Raw genomic sequence first — 21,966 nt, 5'->3', positions numbered from 1 at the left:
GGGGAAAGGGTTATAGGTCCTTTAGGCACATGCAGCCCTTTCAACAATCCCCGACCATGCACACGCCAAATCTGCGGTGCCTTACGCGCGCCCGGGCTCCCGGCATTTCCGGGGGCTGGACATGCCTTGGCGGGCTGCACCGATGACAGCCGCCCCCTCCGATGCAGGCGTCACTAACCGCGATCTCGCCAAGGGGCTGGGCACCACGCTGCTCGCGCGACTCGGCGGGGTGATCGATGTCATTTCGCAGCCGGTCTATGTCTGGCTGTTCGGGCTCGCCAGCTACGGGCTCTATGCGGTGCTCTGGGCGACGATCAACCTGGTCGAAAATATTGCCGATCTCGGCATGACCTCCTCGCTCCAGCGTGTCGTGCCGCAGGCCGAGGACGAACGCGCCGCCACCGCGGCGCTGCGTTCGGCCCTGCTGCTCGGGATCATCCCCTGCCTCGTCATCGCCGCCGCCGCATCATTGCTGGCGCCGCATGTCGCGCCGATCTTCAACGTCGCGGCGTCCGATCAGGGCGTGCTGGTCGAATCGATCCGGCTCTTCGCCTGGGCATTGCCGCTCTGGGCCTTTGTCGAGATATCCACCTCGGCGCTCCGTGCCCGGCGGGTCTTCGGCGCCGAAATCCGGCTGCGGATCTTCTGGGAACAGCTGATCCGGCTGCTCCTCGCCATTTGCTTTTATGCGATGGGTTTCGGCATTGTCGGGCTGTTCATGGCGCACATCATCTCGCTCGCGCTCATCTGCCTGCTCAGCATCCGCCTGCTCGCGCGCAACTATGACCTGCGCCATCTCGCCCATGGCCCGCTCATCGATCCGATGTTTCTCGATACGCTGCGCGCCGGGCTCGCCATGCTGCCCAACAACATCCTCGGCCGGCTGTTCGGCGATGCCCCGCCGATCGTGCTCAACGCGCTCATTCCCGGCGCAGGCGGCGCCACGGCGGCCGCGCTCTATACGATCGCGCGCAAGATCTCGAGCATCGTCCAGCTCGTCCGCCAGTCCTTCGGCTATGTGCTCGCTCCCCTCGCCTCGCTCGCCGCGCGCGGCGGCAAGGACGAGGTGATCCCGCTCTATGCCTTTGCCACGCGCCTCATCTTCGCGATCGCCGTCCCGCTCGGCGCGGTGATGGCGGGCGGCGGCGAGGCGTTTCTCGGCCTGTTCGGGCGCGATGCGCATGCCGCGCACGCCGCGCTCGTCATCCTCATCGGCGCGCGCATGGTCGAGGCCGTGTTCGGATCGGCGGTGTCGGTGCAGCAGGTGGTCGGCGGCTACCGCGCCCAGATCGTCGCCAGCGCGATCGGGCTGTGCGCGACAGTCGCCGTCGGCTGGCCGCTCGTCACCCATTATGGGCTGACCGGCATGGCGCTCGCCACCGGCATCGGCTTCATCGTCACCGCGCTCATCCCGCTGCTCCAGCTCCACCGCTATGACGCGATCCACCCGATGGAAGCGCCCTTCACCCGGGTCGCGCTGATGAGCATCCTCATCTCTGTCCCCGGCCTGCTGATCGCGGTCGTGGCATCAAAGCTGCAACCGGCGGCGCTGCAGCTTCCCGTGGTGGTGATCGTCACGCTCGCCACCGTCTGGGTCAGCTGCCGCTTCGCGCTCCCGCTGCATGATCGTCAGGCGCTTGGCAAAACCGCACGCAAACTGAAGCTGGTCTAACCCTCAGCGCCGACGCGATGCCGGTGCGGATGGCGGCGGCGCATCGCGCCAGCTGCCAGGCTCCAGTTGCTCAAGCGTCCAGTCGCCAATGCTCCAGCGCACCAGCCTGAGCGTCGGCAAGCCCACCGCCGCCGTCATCCGCCGCACCTGCCGGTTGCGCCCCTCGCGGATCGTCAGGCTGATCCAGCAATCGGGCACGGTCTTGCGAAAGCGGACCGGCGGATCGCGCTCCCACAGCGCGGGCGGGTCGATTCGCTCGGCGAGCGCGGGCCGGGTCATCCCGTCCTTCAGCGCGACGCCGCGGCGCAGCGCTTCCAGCTGGCCCGCATCCGCATCGCCCTCCACCTGCACCAGATAGGTCTTCGCCATCTTGAAGCGCGGATCGGCGATCTTCGCCTGCAGGCGCCCGTCATCGGTCAGCAGCAACAGCCCTTCGCTGTCGCGGTCCAGCCGCCCGGCGGGGTATACCCCGGGCAGATCGATATAGTCAGATAGCGTCGCACGCGCGCCATCGGTGCTGCGATCGGTGAATTGCGACAGCACGCCATAAGGCTTGTTGAACAGGATCAGACGAGACATTGGTTCTTATGCCGCTTCCAGCAGCCGGTCGGCCTGCGCGCGCGCTTCCTGCGTGATGTTCGCGCCGGACAGCATCCGCGCAATCTCCTCGCGCCGGTCATGATCGGAAAGCACCGCCACCCCGGTCCGAGTCACCAGTCCGTCATGGCTCTTGGCGATCAGCATATGCGCCGCGCCGCGCGCTGCCACCTGCGGGCTGTGCGTCACCACCAGAAGCTGGGTCTTCTGCGCCAGCCGGCCCAGCCGCTCGCCGATCGCGCTCGCCACCGCGCCGCCAACGCCGCGATCGATCTCGTCGAAGATCATCGTCGCCGCGCCGCCTTCCTCGGCCAGCGCCACCTTCAGCGCGAGGATGAAGCGCGACAGCTCACCGCCGCTCGCAATTTTCATCAGCGGCGCGAAGGGCGCACCGGGGTTGGTCGAAATCTCGAATTCCACGCGGTCAGCGCCACCCGCCCCCCATTGGCTTTCGGGCAGCGCCTCCACCACGGTGCGAAAGCGCGCGGCATCCAGCTTCAGCGGGGCAAGCTCGCCCTTCACCGCTGCGTCCAACCGCCCCGCCGCCGCCCGGCGCGCCGTGCTCAACGCCTCGGCCGCCGCGCGGTACGTCTTGGCCTTGGCGCGCGCATCGTCTTCCAGCTGCGCGAGCCCCTCGGTGCCGGCCTCCAGCCGCGCATGGCGCGCCTCAAGCTCGCGCAGCAGCGCGCCCAGCTGGTCGGGCGCCACGCGGTGCTTGCGCGCCAATCCACGCAGCTCGAACAACCGGGTTTCGATCGCTTCCAGCCGCTCCGGGTCATGGCGCAGCGCCTCGCCCGCGGCATCCAGCTTTTCCTCGGCCTCGGACGCTTCGATCACCGCCCGGTCGAGCGCGGCCAGCGCCTCAGCGAGATAGGGATGCTCGCTCGCCACGCGGTCCAGCCGGCGCGCCGCCTGACGCAACTGGGAAAGCCCGCCGTCCGATCCGGAAAACGCCTCGAGCACCGCGCCCAGATCGTCCGAAAGCCGCGCGCCCTTCTGCATATCGGCGCGTTCAGCGGCGAGCATTTCCTCCTCGCCGTCCTCGGGCGCGAAGCGGCTGAGTTCGCCGATCGCATGGTCCAGCCATTCGCGGTCCTGCGCGGCATTCTCGATATCGGCGCGCGCCTGTTCCAGCGCGTCGGTCGCCGCGCGCCACGCCGAATGCGCCGCCGCCACCGCGCCCGTATCGGCACGGGCAAAACTGTCGAGCAGGTCGCGGTGTCCGCGCGGGTTCAGCAGCCCGCGCTCGTCATGCTGGCCGTGGATTTCCACGAGCAGGCTGCCCAATTCGCGCAGCAATCCGGCCGATACCGGCTGGTCGTTGATGAACGCCCGGCTACCGCCATCAGCCTTCACCATGCGGCGCAGGATGATCGGTTCGCCCGGCTCCGCGTCCAGCCCGTTTTCGGCAAGCAGCGCCAGCGCGGGATGGGCTGCGCCTTCAGGGTCGAAGCTCGCGCTCACCACCGCCTGCGTCTGCCCCTGTCGCACCAGCCCGCTATCGGCGCGCGCGCCCAGCGCCAGCCCCAGCGAATCGAGCAGGATGGATTTGCCGGCCCCGGTCTCGCCGGTCAGCACCCCCAGCCCGCGCCCGAACTCAAGGTCGAGCGCCTCGATCAGCACGACATCGCGGATCGAAAGCCCGGTCAGCACGGCCTGGCCCCCTCAGCGCGCATGGCCGTCAGGCGGGATATTTCTGCATGAGTTCATAGGCACGCTCATACCATTTGGTGCCGGGATAATTGTTGCCCAGCACGGCGGCCGCCTTCTTGGCTTCCTCGCGCATGCCCAGCGCCAGATAGCTTTCGGTCAGGCGCATCAGCGCCTCGGGCGCGTGCGTCGTCGTGTCATATTCGTCGACGACGTTGCGGAAACGAACGCTCGCCGCCAGCCACTGCGCACGGCGCTGATAGAAACGGCCGATCTCCATTTCCTTGCCGGCCAGATGGTCGCGGACAAGGTCGATCTTCAGGCGCGCATCGGCGGCATAGCGGGTGTCGGGATAACGGCGGGTCAGCTCGCCCAGCGCGTTCAGCGCCTGCTGGGTGATCTTCTGGTCGCGCGTCACGTCGGTGATCTGCTCGTAATAATCGAGCGCGATCAGATAATAGGCGTAGGGCGCATCCTTGTTGCCCGGGTGGATCGCAAGGAAGCGCTGCGCCGACTGGATCGATTCATTATACTGCCGGGCGGCATAATAGCTGAATGCGCTCATCAGCTGCGCGCGGCGGGCCCAGGGCGAATAGGGATGCTGGCGTTCCACCTCGTCGAACAGCGCGGCCGCCATCTTGTATTGCTTGCGGTCCAGCCGGTCCTTTGCCGCGTTGTAGAGCGTGTTCACATCGCTCGCGACATAGTTGGTATCTGCCTTGGAGCTGGCGGAACCACGGGCACAACCGGCGAGCGGGGCGATCAGGGCAACGCCGATCAGAAGGGCGGCCGGCTTCATGGCAGAAATACGCATGGGGCGGTTTCTAGCTGAGCGAAACGACTTCGCCAAGCGCCGAGATGCACGCAATGCGCCTCATTTTTTCATGGGTGGGGCGAAGCGAAATCGAGCGCCTCGCCGCTCCGGTCACCGATTAAGCGGAAACAGCGCCGCCGCGATCCAGCGATCTTCGGCGCGCAGCACCATCCAGGCGCGTGCCGCCGCCCGGCTGTCCATCGGCTCGACGCCGATTCCGCGTGTCTCCAGCGCCTCGACAAAGGCGCGCGGGGGCCGCGCCAGCGCCGCCCCCGTCCCGATGAGGAGAAACTCGGGCGCAGGCGCCAATGCCAGCAAATGCTCGACATCCGCCGGCACCAGCGCGTCGAGCGCGGGGGCGTCCCAGCGCTCCACCCCTTGCGGGGTCAGCAGCACGCCGCCTTCATGCACCTCGCCGTCGATGCAAAAGCCGCCCTCGACGAAACCCGAGATACGCGGCCCCGCACCCACATTTTCACGGTCGAAACGAACGCTCATCCTATTGGCCTCAGGGCACCGCGCCGTCGTCTTCGCGGACACGTTCGGCGCCCTTGCCGCCCTTGGCAACATCCTTCGGCACGAAGCTGTCGGGTGTCACCTTCAGCCACAGCAGGATCGCTGCCGAGACATAGACCGACGAGAAAGTGCCGATGCCGATGCCGAGCAGCATCGCTGCGGTGAAGCCGAAGATTACTTCGGGGCCAAGCAGCAGCAGCACGACAAGCGCGATGATCAGCGACAACGAGGTCACCACGGTGCGCGACAGCGTTTCGTTGATCGACAGGTCGAGGATCGAGGAAACGTCCATCTTGCGGTATTTGCGCATATTCTCGCGAATACGATCGTACACGACGATGGTGTCGTTCAGCGAATAACCGATGATCGTCAGGATCGCGGCCACGACGTTGAGGTCGAACTCAAGCTGGGTCAGCGCGAAAAAGCCCAAGGTCAGCGCCACGTCGTGGAACAGCGCGAACAACGAGCCGACGCCGAACTGCCATTCGAAGCGGAACCAGATATAGATCGAGATCGCGAGCATCGCGAGGCCGAGCGCAAGCGCGCCGGTGCGGAACAATTCTTCCGACACCTGCCCCGAAACCGTCTCGACCGAATCGAAACGCGCATCGGGATGCTTGGCGCTGATCGTCTGCTTGATCACGGTCGCGGCCTTGTTCGCGCCTTCCTCGCCGCCCTCGGGCACCGGCATGCGGATCGACACATCGGTCGGCTTGCCGAATTGCTGGATCGCGGGTTCGCCCAGGTTCAGCGCCGAGATGGACGAGCGCAACTCGTCGATCTGCACGGGCTGGGAAAAGCTCACGCGGATCATCTGGCCGCCGACAAAGTCGACGCCCAGGTTGAAGCCCCGTACCGCCACCAGCGCGAGCGAGGCGACGATCAGCAGGATCGAGAACCCCATCGCGATATGGCGATATTTGAGGAACGGAATGTTCGTATTGTCGGGGACAAGCTTCAGCGGACGCATCGATACGGTCCTTAAATCACGATTTCTTTGGGACGGTTACGCTTCAGCCAGTCGGCCACCAGCAATCGGGTAAAGGTCACGCCGGTGAACACCGACGTCACGATGCCGATCGTCAGCACCACGGCAAAACCGCGGACCGGGCCGGAACCGAATGCGAACATGATCGCCGCCGAAATCACGTTGGTGATGTTCGCGTCGAAGATCGCGCGGCTCGCTTCCTTATACCCGAATTCGCACGCCTGGATCACCCCGCGGCCGCGCCGGAATTCCTCGCGGATGCGTTCGTTGATCAGCACGTTGGCATCAACCGCCGCACCGATCGTCAGCACGAAACCGGCAATGCCAGGCAGCGTCAGCGTGGCGTTGAAGATCGCCATGATGCCAAGGATCATGAACGCGTTCACCACCAGCGCGGCGGTCGTGTACACGCCGAACCGCATATAGGTGACGATCATGAACAGGATCACGGCCAGCGTCGCGATGGTCCCGGCAACCATGCCCTTCTGGATCGAATCGGCGCCCAGATCGGGGCCGACCGTGCGCTCCTCAACCACCTTCAGCGCGACGGGCAGCTTGCCCGAACGCAGCTGAACCGCCAGCTGGTTCGCGGTTTCCACCGTGAAGCTGCCCGAAATCTGCGCCGAGCCGCCAAGGATCGGTTCGTTGATATTCGGCGCCGACAGGATCTGGTTGTCGAGGATGATGGCAAAGGGCTTGCCGACATTTTCCTGCGTCACGCGGGCAAAGCGGCGGCCGCCCTGCGCGTCGAAACGGATGTTCACGACCGCGCTGTTGTCGCGCGAGTCGAAACCCTGGGTAGCATCGGCCAACTGGTCGCCGGTGATGATCGCGGTGCGCTTCACCGCCATCGCGCCCGAGCCATCGGCCATGCGTAGCACTTCGCTGCCCACCGGTGCGCGGCCCTGCGCCACCTGCGCCGGATCGGCATTCTGGTCGACCAGCTTGAATTCGAGCTTGGCGGTCTTGCCCAGCAGGCTCTTCAGCGCTTCCGGATCCTCAAGCCCCGGCACCTGAACCACGATGCGGTTCGTGCCCTGGCGGATCACGGTCACTTCCTTGGTGCCGTCGGGATCGATACGGCGGGCAACAACCTCGCGGGCCACCGCCAGCGCATCGTCGAGCGCCTTGTCGAGCCCGGCCTGGGTCGGCTTCAGCACGACGCGAGTCGAATCGACCACACTCACATCCCAGTCGCGCTGGCCGGTCATGCCGGCGCCCTGCGTCTGCGCGCGGAGCGCCTCCACCGCCGCATCGACCTGCGCGGGGTTGCGGACCATGAACGAAACCTGCCCGCCCTGGACCGAGATATCGCCGATATCGATCGCGGGCGTGCTCTTGCGCATCTCGCCGCGAACGGTTTCCACCATCAGCTCAAGGCGCTGCTTGGCGACGTCGGCGGTATCGGCCTCAAGCAGAATATGGCTCCCACCTGCAAGGTCGAGGCCCAGGTTGAAACGGGCCTGCGCAAATGTCGGCCATTTCGCCACCTGCTCCTTGGGAAAGAAGCTGGGGACGGAATAGAGACAGCAGACGATGATCGTGATCCAGACAAGCCAGACCTTCCAGCGCGGGAAATCGAGCATCGGGGCGGGCTCAGTCGTTCGCGGGGCGCGAGCCGGCGGCCGGCGTCACATCAGAAAGCGTCGACTTCACCACCTTGACCTTCACGCCCGAGGCGATCTCCACCTCGACGAACTGGTCCTCGACCTTGGTCACCTTGCCGACAAGGCCGCCACCGGTCACCACCTGGTCGTTCTTCGCCACGGCCGCGATCTTGGCCGCATGTTCCTTCATCCGCTTCTGCTGCGGACGGATGAGCAGGAACCAGAAGATCACGAAGATCAGGATCAGCGGCGCGATCTGCGCGAAGAAGGCCGTGCCTCCCCCAGCTGCGGCGCCACCGGCTGCCTGTGCGTATGCGGGCGTAATGAACATGGACGGTCTTACCTGTCTGTTGGCTGCGGTGAACAGCCGCATATGAAAGGCGGGCGCCTATCATGTTCAAGGGGCCACGCGCAACTTTTGCCATTTTCCACGGGGTGATGGCGCCCTGCCACACCCGTGCCGCCTGCTTTGGAGAGGCTTCAACGCCCGACTTGCAGTTTTTTGCGGATTCGCGCTTGCCAGAATCCGAAACTGGTCCTATTTGCCGCGCTCCGGTCGGGACGTAGCGCAGCCTGGTAGCGCATCACACTGGGGGTGTGGGGGTCGGAGGTTCGAATCCTCTCGTCCCGACCAAGGATACCAGCATTGGCACCAGCTCAATGAGCACAAAAGCTGGGCATTACCGTCAGCTGCACCAGCGGCAATCAGACCGTAAGGCATCATTTCTCCACCCTGACGACAACAGCCACCGGCGCGGAAGACATTCAGCAGAGTCGCGCCCAGTGGATAACGGCGACACATTTCGAAGCGGCGCCACCAACTGCGTTTCCAGGTGGTCTGCGGGAATCGCAAACTCGACCGATCATTTTGATCAGCATCGAGATGGATCATACCCTGCTCCGCGTGGTGAGATTCAAAACAATCCCATACAGACTGCTCAGCTTAATGGGTGCACCGCCTAATACCAATTTCCGGCGGGTTAACCCCTGTGCTTCCATCCAAGGATGCGTGAACCGGTTAAACCTATGACGAATGTTCTAGGGCATAATACGGAAACGGGAGACTCGAATGTCGCTCCGAGCAAAGTTGGATGACGAACATGGTCGAGATGACAATGCCTATCCCGAATGCCAATATTGCCGATCACCGCTTTCCGTCACCTGGGCTGATCTAGGATCACAGCCCCTTTCCAATCTCTATCTTACCAATCGATCCAAGGCAGCCAATGCCGAGACATATCCGTTGCACGCACGTTTCTGCCGAGAATGTTTTTTGGTTCAGGTGGACAACTGCCTGCCGCCTGAGAAAATATTCACCGATTATCCATATTTTTCATCATGCTCCGATACATGGCTGGATCATTGCAGCCAGTACGCAAGGAAAATGATTGAGCGTTTCGCACTGACGAGCAGTCATCTGGTTATCGAGATTGCCAGCAATGATGGATATCTTCTCCAGTTTTTCAAATCGGCAGGTATCCGAACGCTTGGAATAGAGCCTGCCGCCAATGTCGCGGAACACGCGAAATCATTGGGGATAGACACTGAAATACGTTTTTTTGGAGAACAGACTGCTAAAGACATGCGCTCGCGCGGCATAGCCGCCGATCATCTGACCGCGAAAAATGTTCTCGCCCATGTTCCGGACATTGGAGATTTCGCGCGAGGTGTATCGATTATCTTGAAAAAAGATGCCGTCTTTACAGTTGAATTTCCACATCTACTGAAAACAATATCCGGCCTTCAGTTTGATCAGATATATCATGAGCATTTCTCTTATTTATCCCTCCTGTCGGTAAGCCGGATATTCAGCGATCAAGGATTACGAGTTTTCGACGTTGAGGAGCTTGATACCCATGGCGGATCGCTCCGTGTCTATATCTGTCATGAAGCAGCGCTGTTTGAACCCACCGCCGCCGTTGCCTCCATCTTGAAAAAGGAACGAAGCGCGTCGCTCGACCTGCCCGAAGGGTACACGAATTTCGACCAGGAAATTACGCGTGTTCGTAACGAATTTCAGGAATTCGTGTGTGCACAACAGGCGGCCGGGAAAACGATTGCGGGCTACGGAGCCGCTGCCAAAGGCAACACATTCCTCAATTTTTGCCAGGCGGACTCAACCACGCTCGACTTTATCGCCGACGTCAATGACGCGAAGATCGGCCGATATATGCCCGGGAGCGCGATCCCCATTGTATCGCCCGAGATCATCGAGAAAACCCGCCCGGCCTATCTGCTCCTTCTTCCATGGAACTTACGATCCGAGATCGTTTCGCAACTAAGCCATGTTCGTCAGTGGGGTTGCCAGTTTGTAACGGCCGTGGCCGGGATACACATTTTCTAGCTAAAACTCGGCATCGATCACTCCGCCTCACGTTGATGTCGGGCAACACCCCCGCGCACCAGTGTCGGGTTCTGGCTCGGAAAAGCGCCTAGCGCTCCGCAGCCGTCTCAACCCGATGCGCGCGCAGGCAGGTAATCACGCTGGCGCCCACCAGCAGCATCGCCGCCGCCTCCGCCCCGGTCGGCAGACGCTGTTCCCATAGAAATGCGTAAAGCAGCGCGAACAGCGTTTCGAACAAGATCATCTGCCCCACCAGCGTCAGCGGCAGCAGCTGGCTCGCGCGGTTCCACAGCGCGTTGCCGACGATCGAGGCGAGCACCGCCACGCTCCCCGCCACCGCCCAGAAGGTGATCCAGTCCGCCGCCGGATGCGCGGTCGTGTCGAAGAGGAAGGCGGGTATGGCGAGGAGGAGCGCCTCCGCCCCCGTCACCACACCGGTGAGCAGGCTCCAGTCATGCGCGCTCATATGGCCAAGCCGCCCCAGCCAGCGCGCATTGCCCACCGCAAAGGCGGTCCAGGACAAGAGCGCGCCCGCCGCAAACACCATGCCGAGAAACCCGCCGGCGCGCATCCCGCTTTCAGCGCCTTGCGCCGCCTGCCAGCCGATGCACGCAATCCCCGCCGCGCTCAGCAGCAGCGAGGGCGCCAGCCTGCCGAGCGGCACCGCGCCGTGTTCGCGCGATCCGATGAGCGTCACCACCACCGGCAGGAACCCGATGATGAGCGAGGTGATCGCCACACCGCCCAAGAGCACCGCATTGGTCAGCAGCACATAATAGAGCACATTGCCGAACAGGCTCAGCCAGATGAGCGCCCAGCATTCGGCGCGCCCGATATGCGGCGCCAGCCGCCTCCAGCGCGGGGCGAGCAGCGCGAGCGCAAGCACCCCGTACGCCAGATAGCGCGAGGCCGCGATCTGCATCGGCGTGAACGACCGGGTGAGTTCGGGCGCAAGGAACACCAGCCCCCACAGCGCCCCTGCCCCCGCCCCGCACGCAACGCCCGCCACTGTCCTGTTCATACCCACGCCCGACTGTTTTCACGACAAGCCGCGTCAATGCCAGCCGCACCGGACGCGGTCTTGTCGATTTCTCGCGCATTTTTGGCCATTTCTCTCACGTCTCCTGCGAAGCGGCGTATGGCTGTCCTACAACGATCCATAACGGTTAAATTTAACGATCCTTTAAAACCAAGGAGACGTTCATGGATATCGACTCGCTGATCGACGAGGTCATCGCGCGCGAAGGCGGTTATTCGAACCACCCCGCCGATCGCGGCGGCCCCACGCGTTTCGGGATCACCCAGGCGGTGGCCCGGGCACAGGGCTATGCGGGCGACATGCGCGCCTTTTCGCGCGCGCAGGCGGTGGCCATTTATCGCAAGCTTTACTGGACCGCGCCGGGGCTCGACCGCATTGCCCATCACGCTCCCCGGCTCGCCGCCGAACTGTTCGACACCGGCGTCAATATGGGGCCCGGCGTTGCAACCAATTTCCTCCACCGCGCGCTCAACGCGCTCAACCGGGGCGGCAGCGACTATGCCGATATCCCCGTCGCTCCCACCGTCACGCCCGATACCGAAAAGGCGCTTGCCGCCCTCATGGCGCGGCGCGGCCGGCAGGGGGAAATTATACTCCTGCGCGCGGTCGAGGCGCTGCAGGGCGAACGCTATTTGCGCCTTGCCGAACAGCGCCCGGCCAATGAGGCGTTCCTCTACGGATGGCTGTCTGGCCGCATCGCTAACACCCGCTGATTTCCGTGCTTCTCTCGTGTCACCTATGTCACCCTGGAGTATCCCGATCATGTCCATTCTCGAAGGGCTGATCAGCCCCGTCGCCAAGCTGATCGACAAGATCATTCCCGATCCCGAAGCGCGCGACCGCGCCAAGCTCGAACTGCTCAACCTCGAAGGCAGTCAGGAACTGGAGGCGATCCGCACCCAGCTCACCGCCATCGTGGCGGAGGCCAATTCGAACGATCCATGGACCAGCCGGGCGCGGCCCAGCTTCCTCTACGTCATGTACGCGCTCTTGTTATGGGCGATTCCGATGGGGCTGATCGCCGCCGCGCGGCCCGATATGGCCGATGCGATCGCGCATGGCATGAACGCCTATCTCGCGGGGATTCCAGAGCCGCTCTACGCGCTCTTCGGCACCGGATATCTCGGCTACACCGCCGCGCGCCAATGGGGAAAGGCGCGCGGTGTCGATCGCTAGAACAGTAGGAATAGGGCTGTGGATAAGTGCGCAAGCAGCCCTGCCCACAATAATGTTGAAAAGCTGTTGGCAGGCTGCATGCAACCCTGTGCGTTTCCTGTTGGCAGCCTGTACATTGTGTGTGGATAACCTGTGGCACCCCTGTGTGCTAGGCTGTGGATAAGTTTCCCGCTTCCCGGCGGCCCGTCATCCCGGCCTGTTTCGGGGTGACGACCGCCGGGGTTTCGGCTACCGCTCGCGCCCATGCTCAATCTCAATGGCATCACCGTGCGCCTTGGTGGCCGCACCATCCTCGACCGCGCCACTGCCGCGCTTCCCCCCGGCGGCCGGATCGGCCTGATCGGGCGCAATGGCGCGGGCAAATCGACCCTGGTCAAGGTGATCGCCGGGCTGGCCGAACCCGATGAAGGCAGCGCCGAAATGCCGCGCGGTGCCCGGCTCGGCTATATCGCGCAGGAAGCCCCGGCGGGCAGCGCGACGCCGATCGAAACCGTGCTCGCCGCCGATGTCGAGCGTGCCGCCCTGCTCGTGGAATCGGAAACCGCCACCGATCCGCACCGCATTGGAGAGATCCACGAGCGGCTGATCGCGATCGACGCGCATGCCGCCCCGGCGCGCGCCGCGCGCATTCTCGTCGGCCTCGGCTTCGACGATGCGATGCAGCAGCGCCCGCTCGACAGTTTTTCGGGCGGCTGGCGGATGCGTGTCGCGCTCGCCGCGCTGCTCTTTTCCGAGCCCGATCTGCTGCTGCTCGACGAACCGTCGAACCACCTCGATCTCGAAGCGACGCTCTGGCTCGAAAACTTCCTCAAAAGCTACCGCGCGACGATGGTCGTCGTCAGCCACGAACGCGATTTTCTCAACAATGTCGTCGATCACATCCTCCACCTCGATAAGGGGCAGACGACGCTCTACATCGGCGGCTACAACGCCTTTGAACGCCAGCGCGCCGAACGCCTCGCCCAGCAATCGAGCGCCCGCGACAAGCAGATGGCCGAGCGCCAGAAGCTGCAGGCCTTTGTCGATCGCTGGCGCGCCAAGGCCACCAAGGCCAAGCAGGCGCAAAGCCGCTTGAAGGCGCTCGCGCGGATGGAGCCGATCGCCGCGGTGGTCGAAGATCCCAGCCTCAGCTTCTCCTTCCCTTCGCCGCAGGAACTGCGCCCGCCGCTCGTCACGCTCGATCTCGCGGCGGTCGGCTATGCCGCCGACAATCCGGTGCTGCGCAAGCTCAATTTCCGCCTTGATCCGGACGACCGCGTCGCCTTTCTCGGTCGCAACGGCAACGGCAAGACGACGCTCGCTCGCCTGCTCGCGGGCCAGCTCCAGCCGATGGAAGGGTCGATGACCGCCTCGGGCAAGATGCGCGTCGGCTATTTCACCCAATATCAGGTCGAAGAACTCGACATCGACGACACCCCGCTCGAACATATGACGCGCGCCATGCCCGATGCCACGCCCGTTGCCGTGCGCAGCCAGCTTGGCCGGTTCGGCTTTTCGGGCGAGCGCGCCACGCAAAAGGTGGGCAGCATGTCGGGCGGCGAGCGCGCCCGGCTCGCGCTGGCGCTCATCACGCGGGATGCGCCGCACATGCTCATCCTCGACGAACCGACCAACCACCTCGACGTCGATGCACGCGAGGCATTGGTTCAGGCGCTCAACGATTATGAGGGCGCGGTCGTGCTCGTCAGCCATGATCGCCACATGCTCGAACTCACCGCCGATCGGCTGGTGCTGGTCGATAACGGAACCGCCACCGAATTTGCCGGCACGCTCGATGAATATACCGACATGGTGCTCGGCCGCGGCGGCAATGGCGGCGGCTCAGCGACCGAGGGCGGCGCCAAGCCCAAGGGCTCGGCCAAGGACGCCCGCAAGGCGGCGGCCGACGCCCGCGAACGCACCAAGGTGCTGCGCAACGCGATCAAGGCGGCCGAGGCGGATATGCGCAAGCACGAACAGCGCCGCGATCAGATCGATTTGGCGATGGCCGATCCCAAATCGGCCAGCCCCGCCGATGCCAAGCGCAATATGACCGAACTCATGCTGCTGCGCGCCGAACTGACCGAGGCGATCGACACCGCCGAGGCCCGCTGGCTGGAAGCATCGGAGGAACTGGAAATTCAGTCGGCCGCCTGAAGCGTCGATCCATCCAGCGCGTTACCGATCGCGCGGGACAGGTCCTCGCTGCGGAATGGCTTGGCGATCATGGGGAAATGCCGCTGCTGTTCTTCCAGCAGCGCCTCGCCATAGCCGCTGGTCAGCAGCACGGCGATGTCCGGATAGTGCGTGCGGACATGGCTCGCCAGCTCGACACCGTTCATGCCGGGCATGATGATGTCGGTCACCACGATGTGCGCCTCGCCGCCGTCCACCAGCCATGCCAGCGCCGATTCGGCCGAGGTACGGTGCATCACCACGCACCCCATTGCTTCGAGCAACTGGGCCTGGGTGCTGGCGATCATGTCATTGTCTTCAACCAGCAGGATCTTCAGGCCGGGCGGCATTTTCGCTTGTGCCATGCGCGGTCTCCTCTCTCTCCGGTGAAAGCAGCGTACAGGATTTTCCTGTCGATTGCGCCCCTGAATCGCGCGCTCATCCTTCTGGTGGGGGTGCTGAGGCCGTTGCACTGCGCGCAATCGACACCATATGCGACGGCGAAACGAAGCTGCAGGACTATTGATGAGCGAACTTCCCAAATGGCACGGCACCACGATCCTGTCGGTACGCAAGAACGGCAAGGTCGTGATCGCCGGCGACGGTCAGGTGTCGATGGGCCCGACCGTGATGAAGCCCAATGCCAAAAAGGTACGCCGCGTCGGCGCCACCGGCCAGGTCATCGGCGGCTTTGCCGGTGCCACCGCCGATGCCTTCACTCTGTTCGAACGGCTGGAGGCCAAGCTCGAACGGCATAACGGCCAGCTCCTGCGCGCCGCCGTCGAACTCGCCAAGGACTGGCGCACCGACAAATATCTGCGCAACCTCGAAGCGATGATGATCGTCGCGGACAAGGAAACCACGCTGATCCTCACCGGCAACGGCGACGTGCTCGAACCCGTGGGCGGTGTCGCGGCCATCGGCTCGGGGGGCAATTTCGCGCTCGCCGCCGCGCGGGCACTGGTCGATTATGAGGAAGACGCAGAAACGCTGTGCCGCAAGGCCATGAAGATCGCCGCCGATCTGTGCGTCTACACCAATGATCAGCTGACCATCGAAACCATGGATTCGGTTGCCTGAGGCCCTCTCCCCGCTTCTCCCTATGCACACCCCGCATCCGCGGGGCACACGGATGACGAAATGAACGACGCCCTTACCCCCAAAGCCATTGTTGCCGCGCTCGATGAACATATTATCGGCCAGCAGGACGCCAAGCGCGCGGTTGCCGTCGCGCTGCGCAACCGCTGGCGCCGCCAGAAGCTCGCCGAAGATCTGCGCGACGAGGTAACCCCCAAGAACATCCTGATGATCGGGCCCACGGGCTGCGGCAAGACCGAGATCAGCCGTCGGCTGGCCAAGCTCGCCGATGCGCCCTTCGTTAAGGTCGAAGCCACCAAGTTCACCGAGGTCGGCTATGTCGGCCGCGACGTGGAGCAGATCGCCCGCGACCTGGTGGAGGAAGCGATCCGCCTCGAACGCGAACGCCGCCGCAACGCCGTGAAGGACAAGGCCGAGGAAGCCGCCATGGCGCGCCTGCTCGACGCCCTGACCGGCAAGGATGCGAGCGAAGCGACGCGCAGCGCGTTTCGGCAGCGGTTCAACGACGGCCATCTCGATCACACCGAGATCGAGATCGAGCTCGAAGCCGCGCCCAACATGCCCTTCGAACTCCCCGGTCAGGGCGGGCAGATCGGCATGATCAATCTCAGCGACATGATGGGCAAGGCCTTTGGCGGCAACCAGCTCAAGCGCCGCAAGCTGAACGTCCGCGCGGCCTGGGCCAAGCTGGTCGAGGAAGAGGCCGACAAGCGCCTCGATCAGGATGAGGTGAGCCGCACCGCACTCGCCGACGCCGAAGCCAATGGCATCGTCTTCCTCGACGAGATCGACAAGATCGCCGTGTCCGACGTGCGCGGCGGCTCGGTCAGTCGCGAGGGCGTCCAGCGCGATCTGCTGCCGCTGATCGAAGGCACCACGGTTGCGACCAAATATGGCCCGATGAAGACCGATCACATCCTCTTCATCGCAAGCGGCGCCTTCCATGTCGCCAAGCCGAGCGATCTGCTGCCCGAACTGCAGGGCCGCCTGCCGATCCGGGTCGAGCTTCAGGCGCTCACCGAGGCGGATTTCGTCCGTATCCTCTCCGACACCAAGGCATCGTTGCCGCAGCAATATCGGGCGCTGATCGCAACCGAGGGCGTGGACATCGATTTCACCGAAGACGGCATCGCCGCAGTCGCGCGGATCGCGGCGGAGGTGAACGGCGAAGTCGAGAATATCGGCGCCCGCCGCCTGCAGACCGTGATGGAAAAACTGCTTGAGGAAGTCAGCTTCGAGGCCGAGGATCGCAAGGGCGATAAAATCGTTATCGATGCAGGCTTTGTTGAAAAGCAGCTCGCAGCCGTCGCCCGCAACACCGATCTCAGCAAATATGTGCTCTGATCGCGGGCCGGCCCGTTAGGAGGGCGGACCATGCTCGGCATCATCGAAAGCTATTACGACGCGTTCAATCATGGTGATGCCGAACGCATATTGTCCCTGATCGACGAGGGGCTTCTCCACGAACCCTGCCAGGCAATGCCCCGGCAGGGTATCGGGGCGTACCGCGAGTTTCTCGACAAAAGGCTGCGCTGCTACAAGGAACGCGCAATCGATCCGCTGGTGCTCTATTCGCCCGGCATTACGCACGCCGCTGCCGAGTTCATCCTCGAGGGCAAATATGTGAAGACCGACGAGCCGTTTCCTCCCGCGCGCGGCCAGCATTACCGGCTGCGCGCCGGCGCTTTTTTCGAGATCGGCGGCAACCGCATCACCCGGCTGACGATGCACTACAACCTGGCCGACTGGATCGACCAGGTCAGTGCCTGATCCTCAGGGCTTGGCCGCCGCTGCAGCCGCCTGTTGCTCGGGCAGCACCACCATCGTCCAGCTCTTGTCAGCCGCCAGGTAGCGCTGGGCGGTTCGCTGAATGTCAGCGGGGGTGATCGACAACAGGTCGCGGATCAAGCTTTCCATCGCCGCCAGCTTTTGCGGATCACGCGTTACGCCTGCAGTCTCACGCATCCAGAACGGATTGCCTGTGCTGGCACGCATGTAGAATTGCTGGATCGGCTTCAACGTCCGCTGCAATTCGTCATTATCGACGGGCTTTGCCGCAAGGTCAGCCGCGATCTCACGCGACAGTTTGAAGAACAGCGCCTCGCTCTCAGGCTTCATTTGGCCAAGCGCGATCAGATAACCGCCATTGTCCATACCCGTCGGCCACTGGCTCGCCACTGTCGGGCTGTAGCTGGCACCCGCTGCCGATCGGAGTTGCTCGAACAAACGATCATTGAAAATCGCGGCCAGCACCTCAAGCCGCCGCGAATCCGAAATCGTCGCCAGCCCACCCCCGGTCGGCCAGACGATCACCGCCGCGGACTGGTCCGTCGCCCCCGAATGGGTACGAACGAGCGGTGCGCTGTTAGGCTGTGGCACACCGGTCTTTGTATTGGCTGCGACAAGCGGCGTCGGCGAACGCATTTTCATCGCGCCAAAGCTCTGGCGCGCAGCCTCTATCGCCTTGTCGGCATCAAAATCGCCAAAGATCTGCACCTCGATCGGGCCGCTTGCCAGGATCGGCTCCCAAAAGGCACGAAAGCGCTGCGGCGTGAGTGCCTCGATCTCGCTGCGCGTCGGCGTCACCCAACGCGTATCCCCGCCACGCACCAGCGCATCAAGGTCGCGGGTGATGACGCCGCTCGGCGATGCCTTCATCAGATCATATCCCGCGAGCATTTGAGCCCGCGTGCGGATCACCGGTGCGGGGTCCCATCCCGGCACGGCAAGCTTCGTGGCAATCAGGCGCAACTGATCGGCAAGATCGGGCTCGCGCGTCTCCGCCTTCAGAACAAAGGCATCTTCCTCGACGGTGAACCCCATATTGATCTTGCGGCCATTGGTCAGTTGCTCAAGCTCTTCAAGCCCGAGCTTGCCGATCCCGCTGCCGACCAGCGCACCGCTTCCTGACCACAACAGGTTTTCCCGGTCGCCCGGGAGCGCCTTGTAGCCATCGCCAAAACGCACATTGACGTAAACCTTCCCCGGCTCTCCGCGATTTGGAAACAGTACCAGCTTCACACCGTTCGACAGGCCAACCGTGTTGAACTGGAAATTGCCGAGCCGCTCCTGGCTCACGATCTTTGCCGGTGCACCCAATCGCGGCAGATCGTTGAAAGTCACGCGTTTGGCATTGGCACGTGCCGCCAGTTTGCTGACGTCTTCAGTGAGCGCCGCTTCAGCCAGCTTATCGGCGTTGGCCACCGGCCTGGGCGTGCTCAGGAGAAGACGTGGCCCGGCCCCTTCGAAAAGCCGCTTGGTCGATGCGAGCACATTTTCCGGCGTGAACAATCGGCGCGCCCCGCGAAAGATGCTTAGCGCGCCTTCGGCCGTCGTCACCGTTTCCCGGATATCGACAGCACGCAGCAGATCATCGGCTTGCCGCGATCCAGGCTCGGCAGCCTGATTTTCGACCTGGGCGAGCAAAGCCAGATCCAACTCCTGAATCTCCCGGTCGATCTCCGCACGCGTCGGCGCCGTACGCGTGGCATCCGCAACGACTGCGCGGACATCACGCAACGCCGCCTGCCAATCATCGCCAAGCGGCACCAGCGACACGAACGTCGCATCGGCCGAACGCGATACATCGTCCTGACGCACGTCCGCTTGCAAAAAACTGCCGCCGGCGCGCGCCCGCTGTTCAAGGCGACGGTTGATCAGCCGGACCGCAAGCGAATCCACCATCAGACCTTCATTATAGGTAATGGTGTCATTCACCTGTTCCCATGGGCGAAGTACCGCCATCTGCACGATGGTCGGGAAGCTGGGCTCCACCATCGTGGCAACGCGCGGTGCGGATGGATCGGGCTTGCCAAAATCGGGATCGGCCGGGGGCGATCCTTCCCCACGCCAGCTGGAAAAATGCTTTTTCACCAACGCTTCAAGCATCGCTGGATCAGCGTCGCCCGCGATCACGACGACCGCGCGCTCAGGCCTGTACCAGCGATCATGAAACGCCCGAAGCGCCGCAGCGGACGCGCCGCCAAGCGTGGCGCTCGTACCGATCGTCGATCGGCTGGCCAGCGGCTGGCCGGCAAAGAAGTGTTTTCGCGTCGCGTCGCCCAGCGTGACCGCCGGACTGAACTGCTCGCGCTGTTCGGCCATCACCACCGCCCGTTCAGCATTCACGGTCGCCTCGGCGATATTGGGTGCGGCCATCATATCGGCCAATATTCTCAGACTGTCGTCGATCCCCGCCTCATGGGCATCAGGAAGATCGAGCTTGTAAATCGTCTCTGTCGCCGTGGTCGAAGCATTGCTGTCGAACCCGAACGTCGCCCCCAGCCGCTGCCAGATCCGCTTGGATTCGCCCTCCGGCACATTTTGCGATCCGCGGAACGACAGATGCTCGATGAAATGCGCGAAGCCCTGTTCGCTATCCTTTTCCATCAGCGCGCCAGCATCGATCCGAACGCGAATGGCAACCTGACCGGGCGGCACGCCGTTCCTGCGCACCGCATAACGCACGCCATTATCGAGAACGCCGAACGTCCACGCCTTTTCCTGAGGCACATCGCTGTTGCGATAGAGCCAGGGTGTATCGGCGGATTGCTGGGCGGAGGCTGGGGCCGGTTGCGCAACCTGTTGCGCGGCGAGCGGATAGCCCGTCAGCGCGATCGAGGCCGCGAAGGGCAAAAGGGCATATTTGGCAAAGCGCCGAAGCGATGATGTCATGGAACGAGACTAGGTAGCCCGCGTCCATTAATCCAACATGAAATCGGCAAACGTCATGCTGCATCTGTCAAGCCGCAGCCAGACGCCTCCCCGCCCATGCGGGGAGGCGTTTTCAGATATCAGTTAGCGCCGAATTTCTTCACGACGCCCTTGTGCGCGCCCACGCTGCCACGGCGACGGCGGAACGGCTTTTTCGCCTTGTCGCCAGCACCGGCGGGCTGCGCGGCAGTGCGCTTGTCGCCACGCCCCTCACCACCACGGCCTTCAGCCCGGCGACCATCCTTGCGCCGACCGTCATGACGGCGCGGGCTATCCTGCTCGGCAGGCGAATGGCGCGGCGGCTTGGGCAGACGCTCGGCCTGCTCGAGGAAGTTCTCGGGCAGTTCCAGCACTTCGCACTTCACGCGCGTCAGCCTTTCGATCTGCTTCAGCCACTGCTTCTCCTCGCCATCGACGAAGCTCATCGCAACACCTTCGGCGCCGGCACGCGCGGTACGACCGATGCGGTGGACATATTGCTCGGCAACATTGGGCAGTTCGAAGTTGAAGACATGGCTTACGCCCGACACGTCGATCCCGCGCGCAGCAATATCGGTGGCGACGAGGATTTTCACTTCGCCGTTGCGGAAGGCCTGCAGGGCTGCGGTGCGCTGCGGCTGCGACTTATTGCCGTGAATGGCTACTGCGCCAACGCCAGCCGCCGTCAGGTTCTTCACGACCCGGTCGGCACCGTGCTTGGTGCGCGTGAAGACAAGCGCGCGATCGATCGGCTCAGCCTTCAGCGTGAGCGTGAGTAGCGCCTGCTTTTCCTTCTGGTTGACGAAGGTGACGAACTGGCGAACGCGTTCGGCAGTCGTCGATTGCGGCGCCACCGAAACCTTGACCGGATCGGTCAGGAAGCGGTCACCCAGTTCGGCAATCGCCTTTGGCATGGTTGCCGAAAAGAACAGGCTCTGACGCTGACGCGGCAGCAGCTTGTCGATCCGCTTCAACGAATGGATGAAGCCCAGATCCATCATCTGGTCGGCTTCGTCGAGGACGAAAATCTCGACATCGCGCAGGTGCAGTGCACGCTGGTCGATCAGGTCGAGCAGACGGCCCGGCGTTGCCACCAGAATGTCCACCCCGCCTTTCAGCTTGTTGATCTGACGGCCGATCGGCACGCCACCAAAGACCGTGTCAACCGACAGGCGCAGGAAGCGCGCATAGTCGCGGAACGATGCCGCGATCTGGCTTGCCAGTTCGCGCGTGGGCGACAGCACGAGCATCCGGCAACCACCTTCGGGGCGCGGCTTGGGATTGTTCGCGAAATGGTGCAGCGAAGGCAGCGCGAAGGCCGCCGTCTTGCCGGTTCCGGTCTGCGCGATGCCGCACAGGTCGCGGCCTTCCAGCAGCGGCGGGATCGACTGGCATTGAATCGGGGTCGGGTTCTCATAGCCCTTTGCCGCCAGTGCCTTTACAATAGGCTCGGCAAGGCCGAGTTCGGAAAACTTGGTCATTATTTACTCACATGTCATGCGAAGCGCGCACGACACGGAGATGTCGACGCGAACCGCGGGGTTCTTGACGACCCGCGTGAAAAGGGAAGCCTGGAAGCTTGTCGCGCATTTCGGCCGGTCCCGTCGTCCGGGCGTTCA

The 21,966-nt window shown here is 63.6% G+C and carries 19 protein-coding genes and 1 tRNA gene; 9 read left to right on the top strand and 11 right to left on the bottom strand.

Annotation, left to right across the window (positions count from 1 at the left end; translation table 11 throughout):
• Nucleotides 1-142 precede the first annotated feature (142 nt).
• On the top strand, nucleotides 143-1,672 hold the full coding sequence (locus tag QYC26_RS11245) for a lipopolysaccharide biosynthesis protein (protein ID WP_317512312.1): 1,530 nt from the start codon (nucleotides 143-145) through the stop codon (nucleotides 1,670-1,672).
• Nucleotides 1,673-1,675: 3 nt separating this feature from the next.
• Here the strand turns inward: QYC26_RS11245 and QYC26_RS11240 are convergent, their stop codons facing one another.
• The 7 genes from QYC26_RS11240 to yajC form a co-directional block, all read right to left on the bottom strand.
• Nucleotides 1,676-2,251: an rRNA large subunit pseudouridine synthase E gene (locus tag QYC26_RS11240; RefSeq protein ID WP_317512311.1), complete on the bottom strand. Its 576-nt coding sequence runs from the start codon at nucleotides 2,249-2,251 to the stop codon at nucleotides 1,676-1,678.
• Between the two features lie 6 nt (nucleotides 2,252-2,257).
• Nucleotides 2,258-3,922: a DNA repair protein RecN gene (gene recN, locus QYC26_RS11235; protein ID WP_317512310.1), complete on the bottom strand. Its 1,665-nt coding sequence runs from the start codon at nucleotides 3,920-3,922 to the stop codon at nucleotides 2,258-2,260.
• A 28-nt stretch (nucleotides 3,923-3,950) separates the two neighbouring features.
• Nucleotides 3,951-4,733: an outer membrane protein assembly factor BamD gene (locus QYC26_RS11230; protein WP_317512309.1), complete on the bottom strand. Its 783-nt coding sequence runs from the start codon at nucleotides 4,731-4,733 to the stop codon at nucleotides 3,951-3,953.
• Nucleotides 4,734-4,844: 111 nt separating this feature from the next.
• On the bottom strand, nucleotides 4,845-5,231 hold the full coding sequence (locus tag QYC26_RS11225; protein ID WP_317512308.1) for an Mth938-like domain-containing protein: 387 nt from the start codon (nucleotides 5,229-5,231) through the stop codon (nucleotides 4,845-4,847).
• 10 nt (nucleotides 5,232-5,241) lie between these two features.
• A complete protein-coding gene (gene secF / locus QYC26_RS11220; protein ID WP_317512307.1) occupies nucleotides 5,242-6,219 on the bottom strand; it encodes a protein translocase subunit SecF in 978 nt (325 codons plus the stop codon).
• An 11-nt stretch (nucleotides 6,220-6,230) separates the two neighbouring features.
• Nucleotides 6,231-7,823 (bottom strand): protein translocase subunit SecD, encoded by a 1,593-nt coding sequence (secD, locus tag QYC26_RS11215; RefSeq protein WP_317512306.1) that lies wholly within the window; start codon nucleotides 7,821-7,823, stop codon nucleotides 6,231-6,233.
• Between the two features lie 10 nt (nucleotides 7,824-7,833).
• Nucleotides 7,834-8,175, bottom strand: coding sequence for a preprotein translocase subunit YajC (gene yajC / locus QYC26_RS11210; protein WP_317512305.1), 342 nt, complete (start codon nucleotides 8,173-8,175; stop codon nucleotides 7,834-7,836).
• A 226-nt stretch (nucleotides 8,176-8,401) separates the two neighbouring features.
• Here yajC and QYC26_RS11205 point away from each other — a divergent pair.
• A tRNA-Pro gene (locus QYC26_RS11205) sits at nucleotides 8,402-8,478 on the top strand.
• 435 nt (nucleotides 8,479-8,913) lie between these two features.
• Complete coding sequence (locus tag QYC26_RS11200) at nucleotides 8,914-10,188, top strand: class I SAM-dependent methyltransferase (RefSeq protein ID WP_317512304.1); 1,275 nt, start codon at nucleotides 8,914-8,916, stop codon at nucleotides 10,186-10,188.
• A gap of 88 nt (nucleotides 10,189-10,276) precedes the next feature.
• Here QYC26_RS11200 and QYC26_RS11195 read toward each other — a convergent pair whose 3' ends face one another.
• Nucleotides 10,277-11,209, bottom strand: a complete 933-nt coding sequence (locus QYC26_RS11195; RefSeq protein WP_317512303.1) for a DMT family transporter — start codon at nucleotides 11,207-11,209, stop codon at nucleotides 10,277-10,279.
• Nucleotides 11,210-11,391: 182 nt separating this feature from the next.
• Here QYC26_RS11195 and QYC26_RS11190 point away from each other — a divergent pair, with 182 nt between their 5' ends.
• The 3 genes from QYC26_RS11190 (at nucleotide 11,392) to QYC26_RS11180 (ending at nucleotide 14,539) form a co-directional block, all read left to right on the top strand.
• Nucleotides 11,392-11,940 (top strand): glycoside hydrolase family 108 protein, encoded by a 549-nt coding sequence (locus QYC26_RS11190; RefSeq protein WP_317512302.1) that lies wholly within the window; start codon nucleotides 11,392-11,394, stop codon nucleotides 11,938-11,940.
• A gap of 49 nt (nucleotides 11,941-11,989) precedes the next feature.
• Nucleotides 11,990-12,403, top strand: coding sequence for a holin family protein (locus QYC26_RS11185; RefSeq protein WP_317512301.1), 414 nt, complete (start codon nucleotides 11,990-11,992; stop codon nucleotides 12,401-12,403).
• Between the two features lie 243 nt (nucleotides 12,404-12,646).
• Nucleotides 12,647-14,539 carry an ABC-F family ATP-binding cassette domain-containing protein gene (locus QYC26_RS11180; protein ID WP_317512300.1) on the top strand — a complete coding sequence of 631 codons (1,893 nt, stop codon included), beginning with the start codon at nucleotides 12,647-12,649 and terminating at the stop codon, nucleotides 14,537-14,539.
• Here the strand turns inward: QYC26_RS11180 and QYC26_RS11175 are convergent.
• On the bottom strand, nucleotides 14,524-14,922 hold the full coding sequence (locus QYC26_RS11175) for a response regulator (RefSeq protein WP_317512299.1): 399 nt from the start codon (nucleotides 14,920-14,922) through the stop codon (nucleotides 14,524-14,526). The genes QYC26_RS11180 and QYC26_RS11175 overlap by 16 nt on opposite strands.
• A 160-nt stretch (nucleotides 14,923-15,082) precedes the next feature.
• Between QYC26_RS11175 and hslV the strand changes: the two genes are divergently transcribed.
• The 3 genes from hslV to QYC26_RS11160 are packed head-to-tail and all read left to right on the top strand — an operon-like array spanning nucleotide 15,083 to nucleotide 17,425.
• Nucleotides 15,083-15,637 carry an ATP-dependent protease subunit HslV gene (gene hslV / locus QYC26_RS11170; protein WP_317512298.1) on the top strand — a complete coding sequence of 185 codons (555 nt, stop codon included), beginning with the start codon at nucleotides 15,083-15,085 and terminating at the stop codon, nucleotides 15,635-15,637.
• A gap of 60 nt (nucleotides 15,638-15,697) precedes the next feature.
• Complete coding sequence (gene hslU, locus QYC26_RS11165) at nucleotides 15,698-16,999, top strand: ATP-dependent protease ATPase subunit HslU (RefSeq protein ID WP_317512297.1); 1,302 nt, start codon at nucleotides 15,698-15,700, stop codon at nucleotides 16,997-16,999.
• Nucleotides 17,000-17,029: 30 nt separating this feature from the next.
• Nucleotides 17,030-17,425 (top strand): nuclear transport factor 2 family protein, encoded by a 396-nt coding sequence (locus QYC26_RS11160; RefSeq protein WP_317512296.1) that lies wholly within the window; start codon nucleotides 17,030-17,032, stop codon nucleotides 17,423-17,425.
• A 3-nt stretch (nucleotides 17,426-17,428) separates the two neighbouring features.
• Here the strand turns inward: QYC26_RS11160 and QYC26_RS11155 are convergent, their stop codons facing one another.
• Together QYC26_RS11155 and QYC26_RS11150 are read right to left on the bottom strand one after the other, a co-directional pair.
• Nucleotides 17,429-20,329, bottom strand: coding sequence for a M16 family metallopeptidase (locus QYC26_RS11155; RefSeq protein WP_317512295.1), 2,901 nt, complete (start codon nucleotides 20,327-20,329; stop codon nucleotides 17,429-17,431).
• 119 nt (nucleotides 20,330-20,448) lie between these two features.
• Nucleotides 20,449-21,828: a DEAD/DEAH box helicase gene (locus tag QYC26_RS11150; protein WP_317512294.1), complete on the bottom strand. Its 1,380-nt coding sequence runs from the start codon at nucleotides 21,826-21,828 to the stop codon at nucleotides 20,449-20,451.
• Between the last annotated feature and the right edge of the window lie 138 nt (nucleotides 21,829-21,966).

The organism is Sphingomonas sp. C3-2, assembly GCF_033025475.1.
GTDB lineage: Bacteria > Pseudomonadota > Alphaproteobacteria > Sphingomonadales > Sphingomonadaceae > Sphingobium_A.
Note: the sequence above shows the minus strand (reverse complement) of the source record. Positions and strands in the feature narration are given on the sequence as shown.

What these genes read in the sequence shown, in the direction of transcription:
- QYC26_RS11175 (WP_317512299.1), bottom strand. Translation starts at nt 14,922, where the DNA reads ATGGCACAAGCGAAAATGCCGCCCGGCCTGAAGATCCTGCTGGTTGAA.
- QYC26_RS11245 (WP_317512312.1), top strand. Translation starts at nt 143, where the DNA reads ATGACAGCCGCCCCCTCCGATGCAGGCGTCACTAACCGCGATCTCGCC.
- yajC (WP_317512305.1), bottom strand. Translation starts at nt 8,175, where the DNA reads ATGTTCATTACGCCCGCATACGCACAGGCAGCCGGTGGCGCCGCAGCT.
- QYC26_RS11230 (WP_317512309.1), bottom strand. Translation starts at nt 4,733, where the DNA reads ATGCGTATTTCTGCCATGAAGCCGGCCGCCCTTCTGATCGGCGTTGCC.
- QYC26_RS11155 (WP_317512295.1), bottom strand. Translation starts at nt 20,329, where the DNA reads ATGACATCATCGCTTCGGCGCTTTGCCAAATATGCCCTTTTGCCCTTC.
- QYC26_RS11240 (WP_317512311.1), bottom strand. Translation starts at nt 2,251, where the DNA reads ATGTCTCGTCTGATCCTGTTCAACAAGCCTTATGGCGTGCTGTCGCAA.
- QYC26_RS11195 (WP_317512303.1), bottom strand. Translation starts at nt 11,209, where the DNA reads ATGAACAGGACAGTGGCGGGCGTTGCGTGCGGGGCGGGGGCAGGGGCG.
- QYC26_RS11160 (WP_317512296.1), top strand. Translation starts at nt 17,030, where the DNA reads ATGCTCGGCATCATCGAAAGCTATTACGACGCGTTCAATCATGGTGAT.
- QYC26_RS11225 (WP_317512308.1), bottom strand. Translation starts at nt 5,231, where the DNA reads ATGAGCGTTCGTTTCGACCGTGAAAATGTGGGTGCGGGGCCGCGTATC.
- QYC26_RS11185 (WP_317512301.1), top strand. Translation starts at nt 11,990, where the DNA reads ATGTCCATTCTCGAAGGGCTGATCAGCCCCGTCGCCAAGCTGATCGAC.
- QYC26_RS11150 (WP_317512294.1), bottom strand. Translation starts at nt 21,828, where the DNA reads ATGACCAAGTTTTCCGAACTCGGCCTTGCCGAGCCTATTGTAAAGGCA.
- hslU (WP_317512297.1), top strand. Translation starts at nt 15,698, where the DNA reads ATGAACGACGCCCTTACCCCCAAAGCCATTGTTGCCGCGCTCGATGAA.
- secD (WP_317512306.1), bottom strand. Translation starts at nt 7,823, where the DNA reads ATGCTCGATTTCCCGCGCTGGAAGGTCTGGCTTGTCTGGATCACGATC.
- secF (WP_317512307.1), bottom strand. Translation starts at nt 6,219, where the DNA reads ATGCGTCCGCTGAAGCTTGTCCCCGACAATACGAACATTCCGTTCCTC.
- QYC26_RS11180 (WP_317512300.1), top strand. Translation starts at nt 12,647, where the DNA reads ATGCTCAATCTCAATGGCATCACCGTGCGCCTTGGTGGCCGCACCATC.
- QYC26_RS11190 (WP_317512302.1), top strand. Translation starts at nt 11,392, where the DNA reads ATGGATATCGACTCGCTGATCGACGAGGTCATCGCGCGCGAAGGCGGT.
- hslV (WP_317512298.1), top strand. Translation starts at nt 15,083, where the DNA reads ATGAGCGAACTTCCCAAATGGCACGGCACCACGATCCTGTCGGTACGC.
- QYC26_RS11200 (WP_317512304.1), top strand. Translation starts at nt 8,914, where the DNA reads ATGTCGCTCCGAGCAAAGTTGGATGACGAACATGGTCGAGATGACAAT.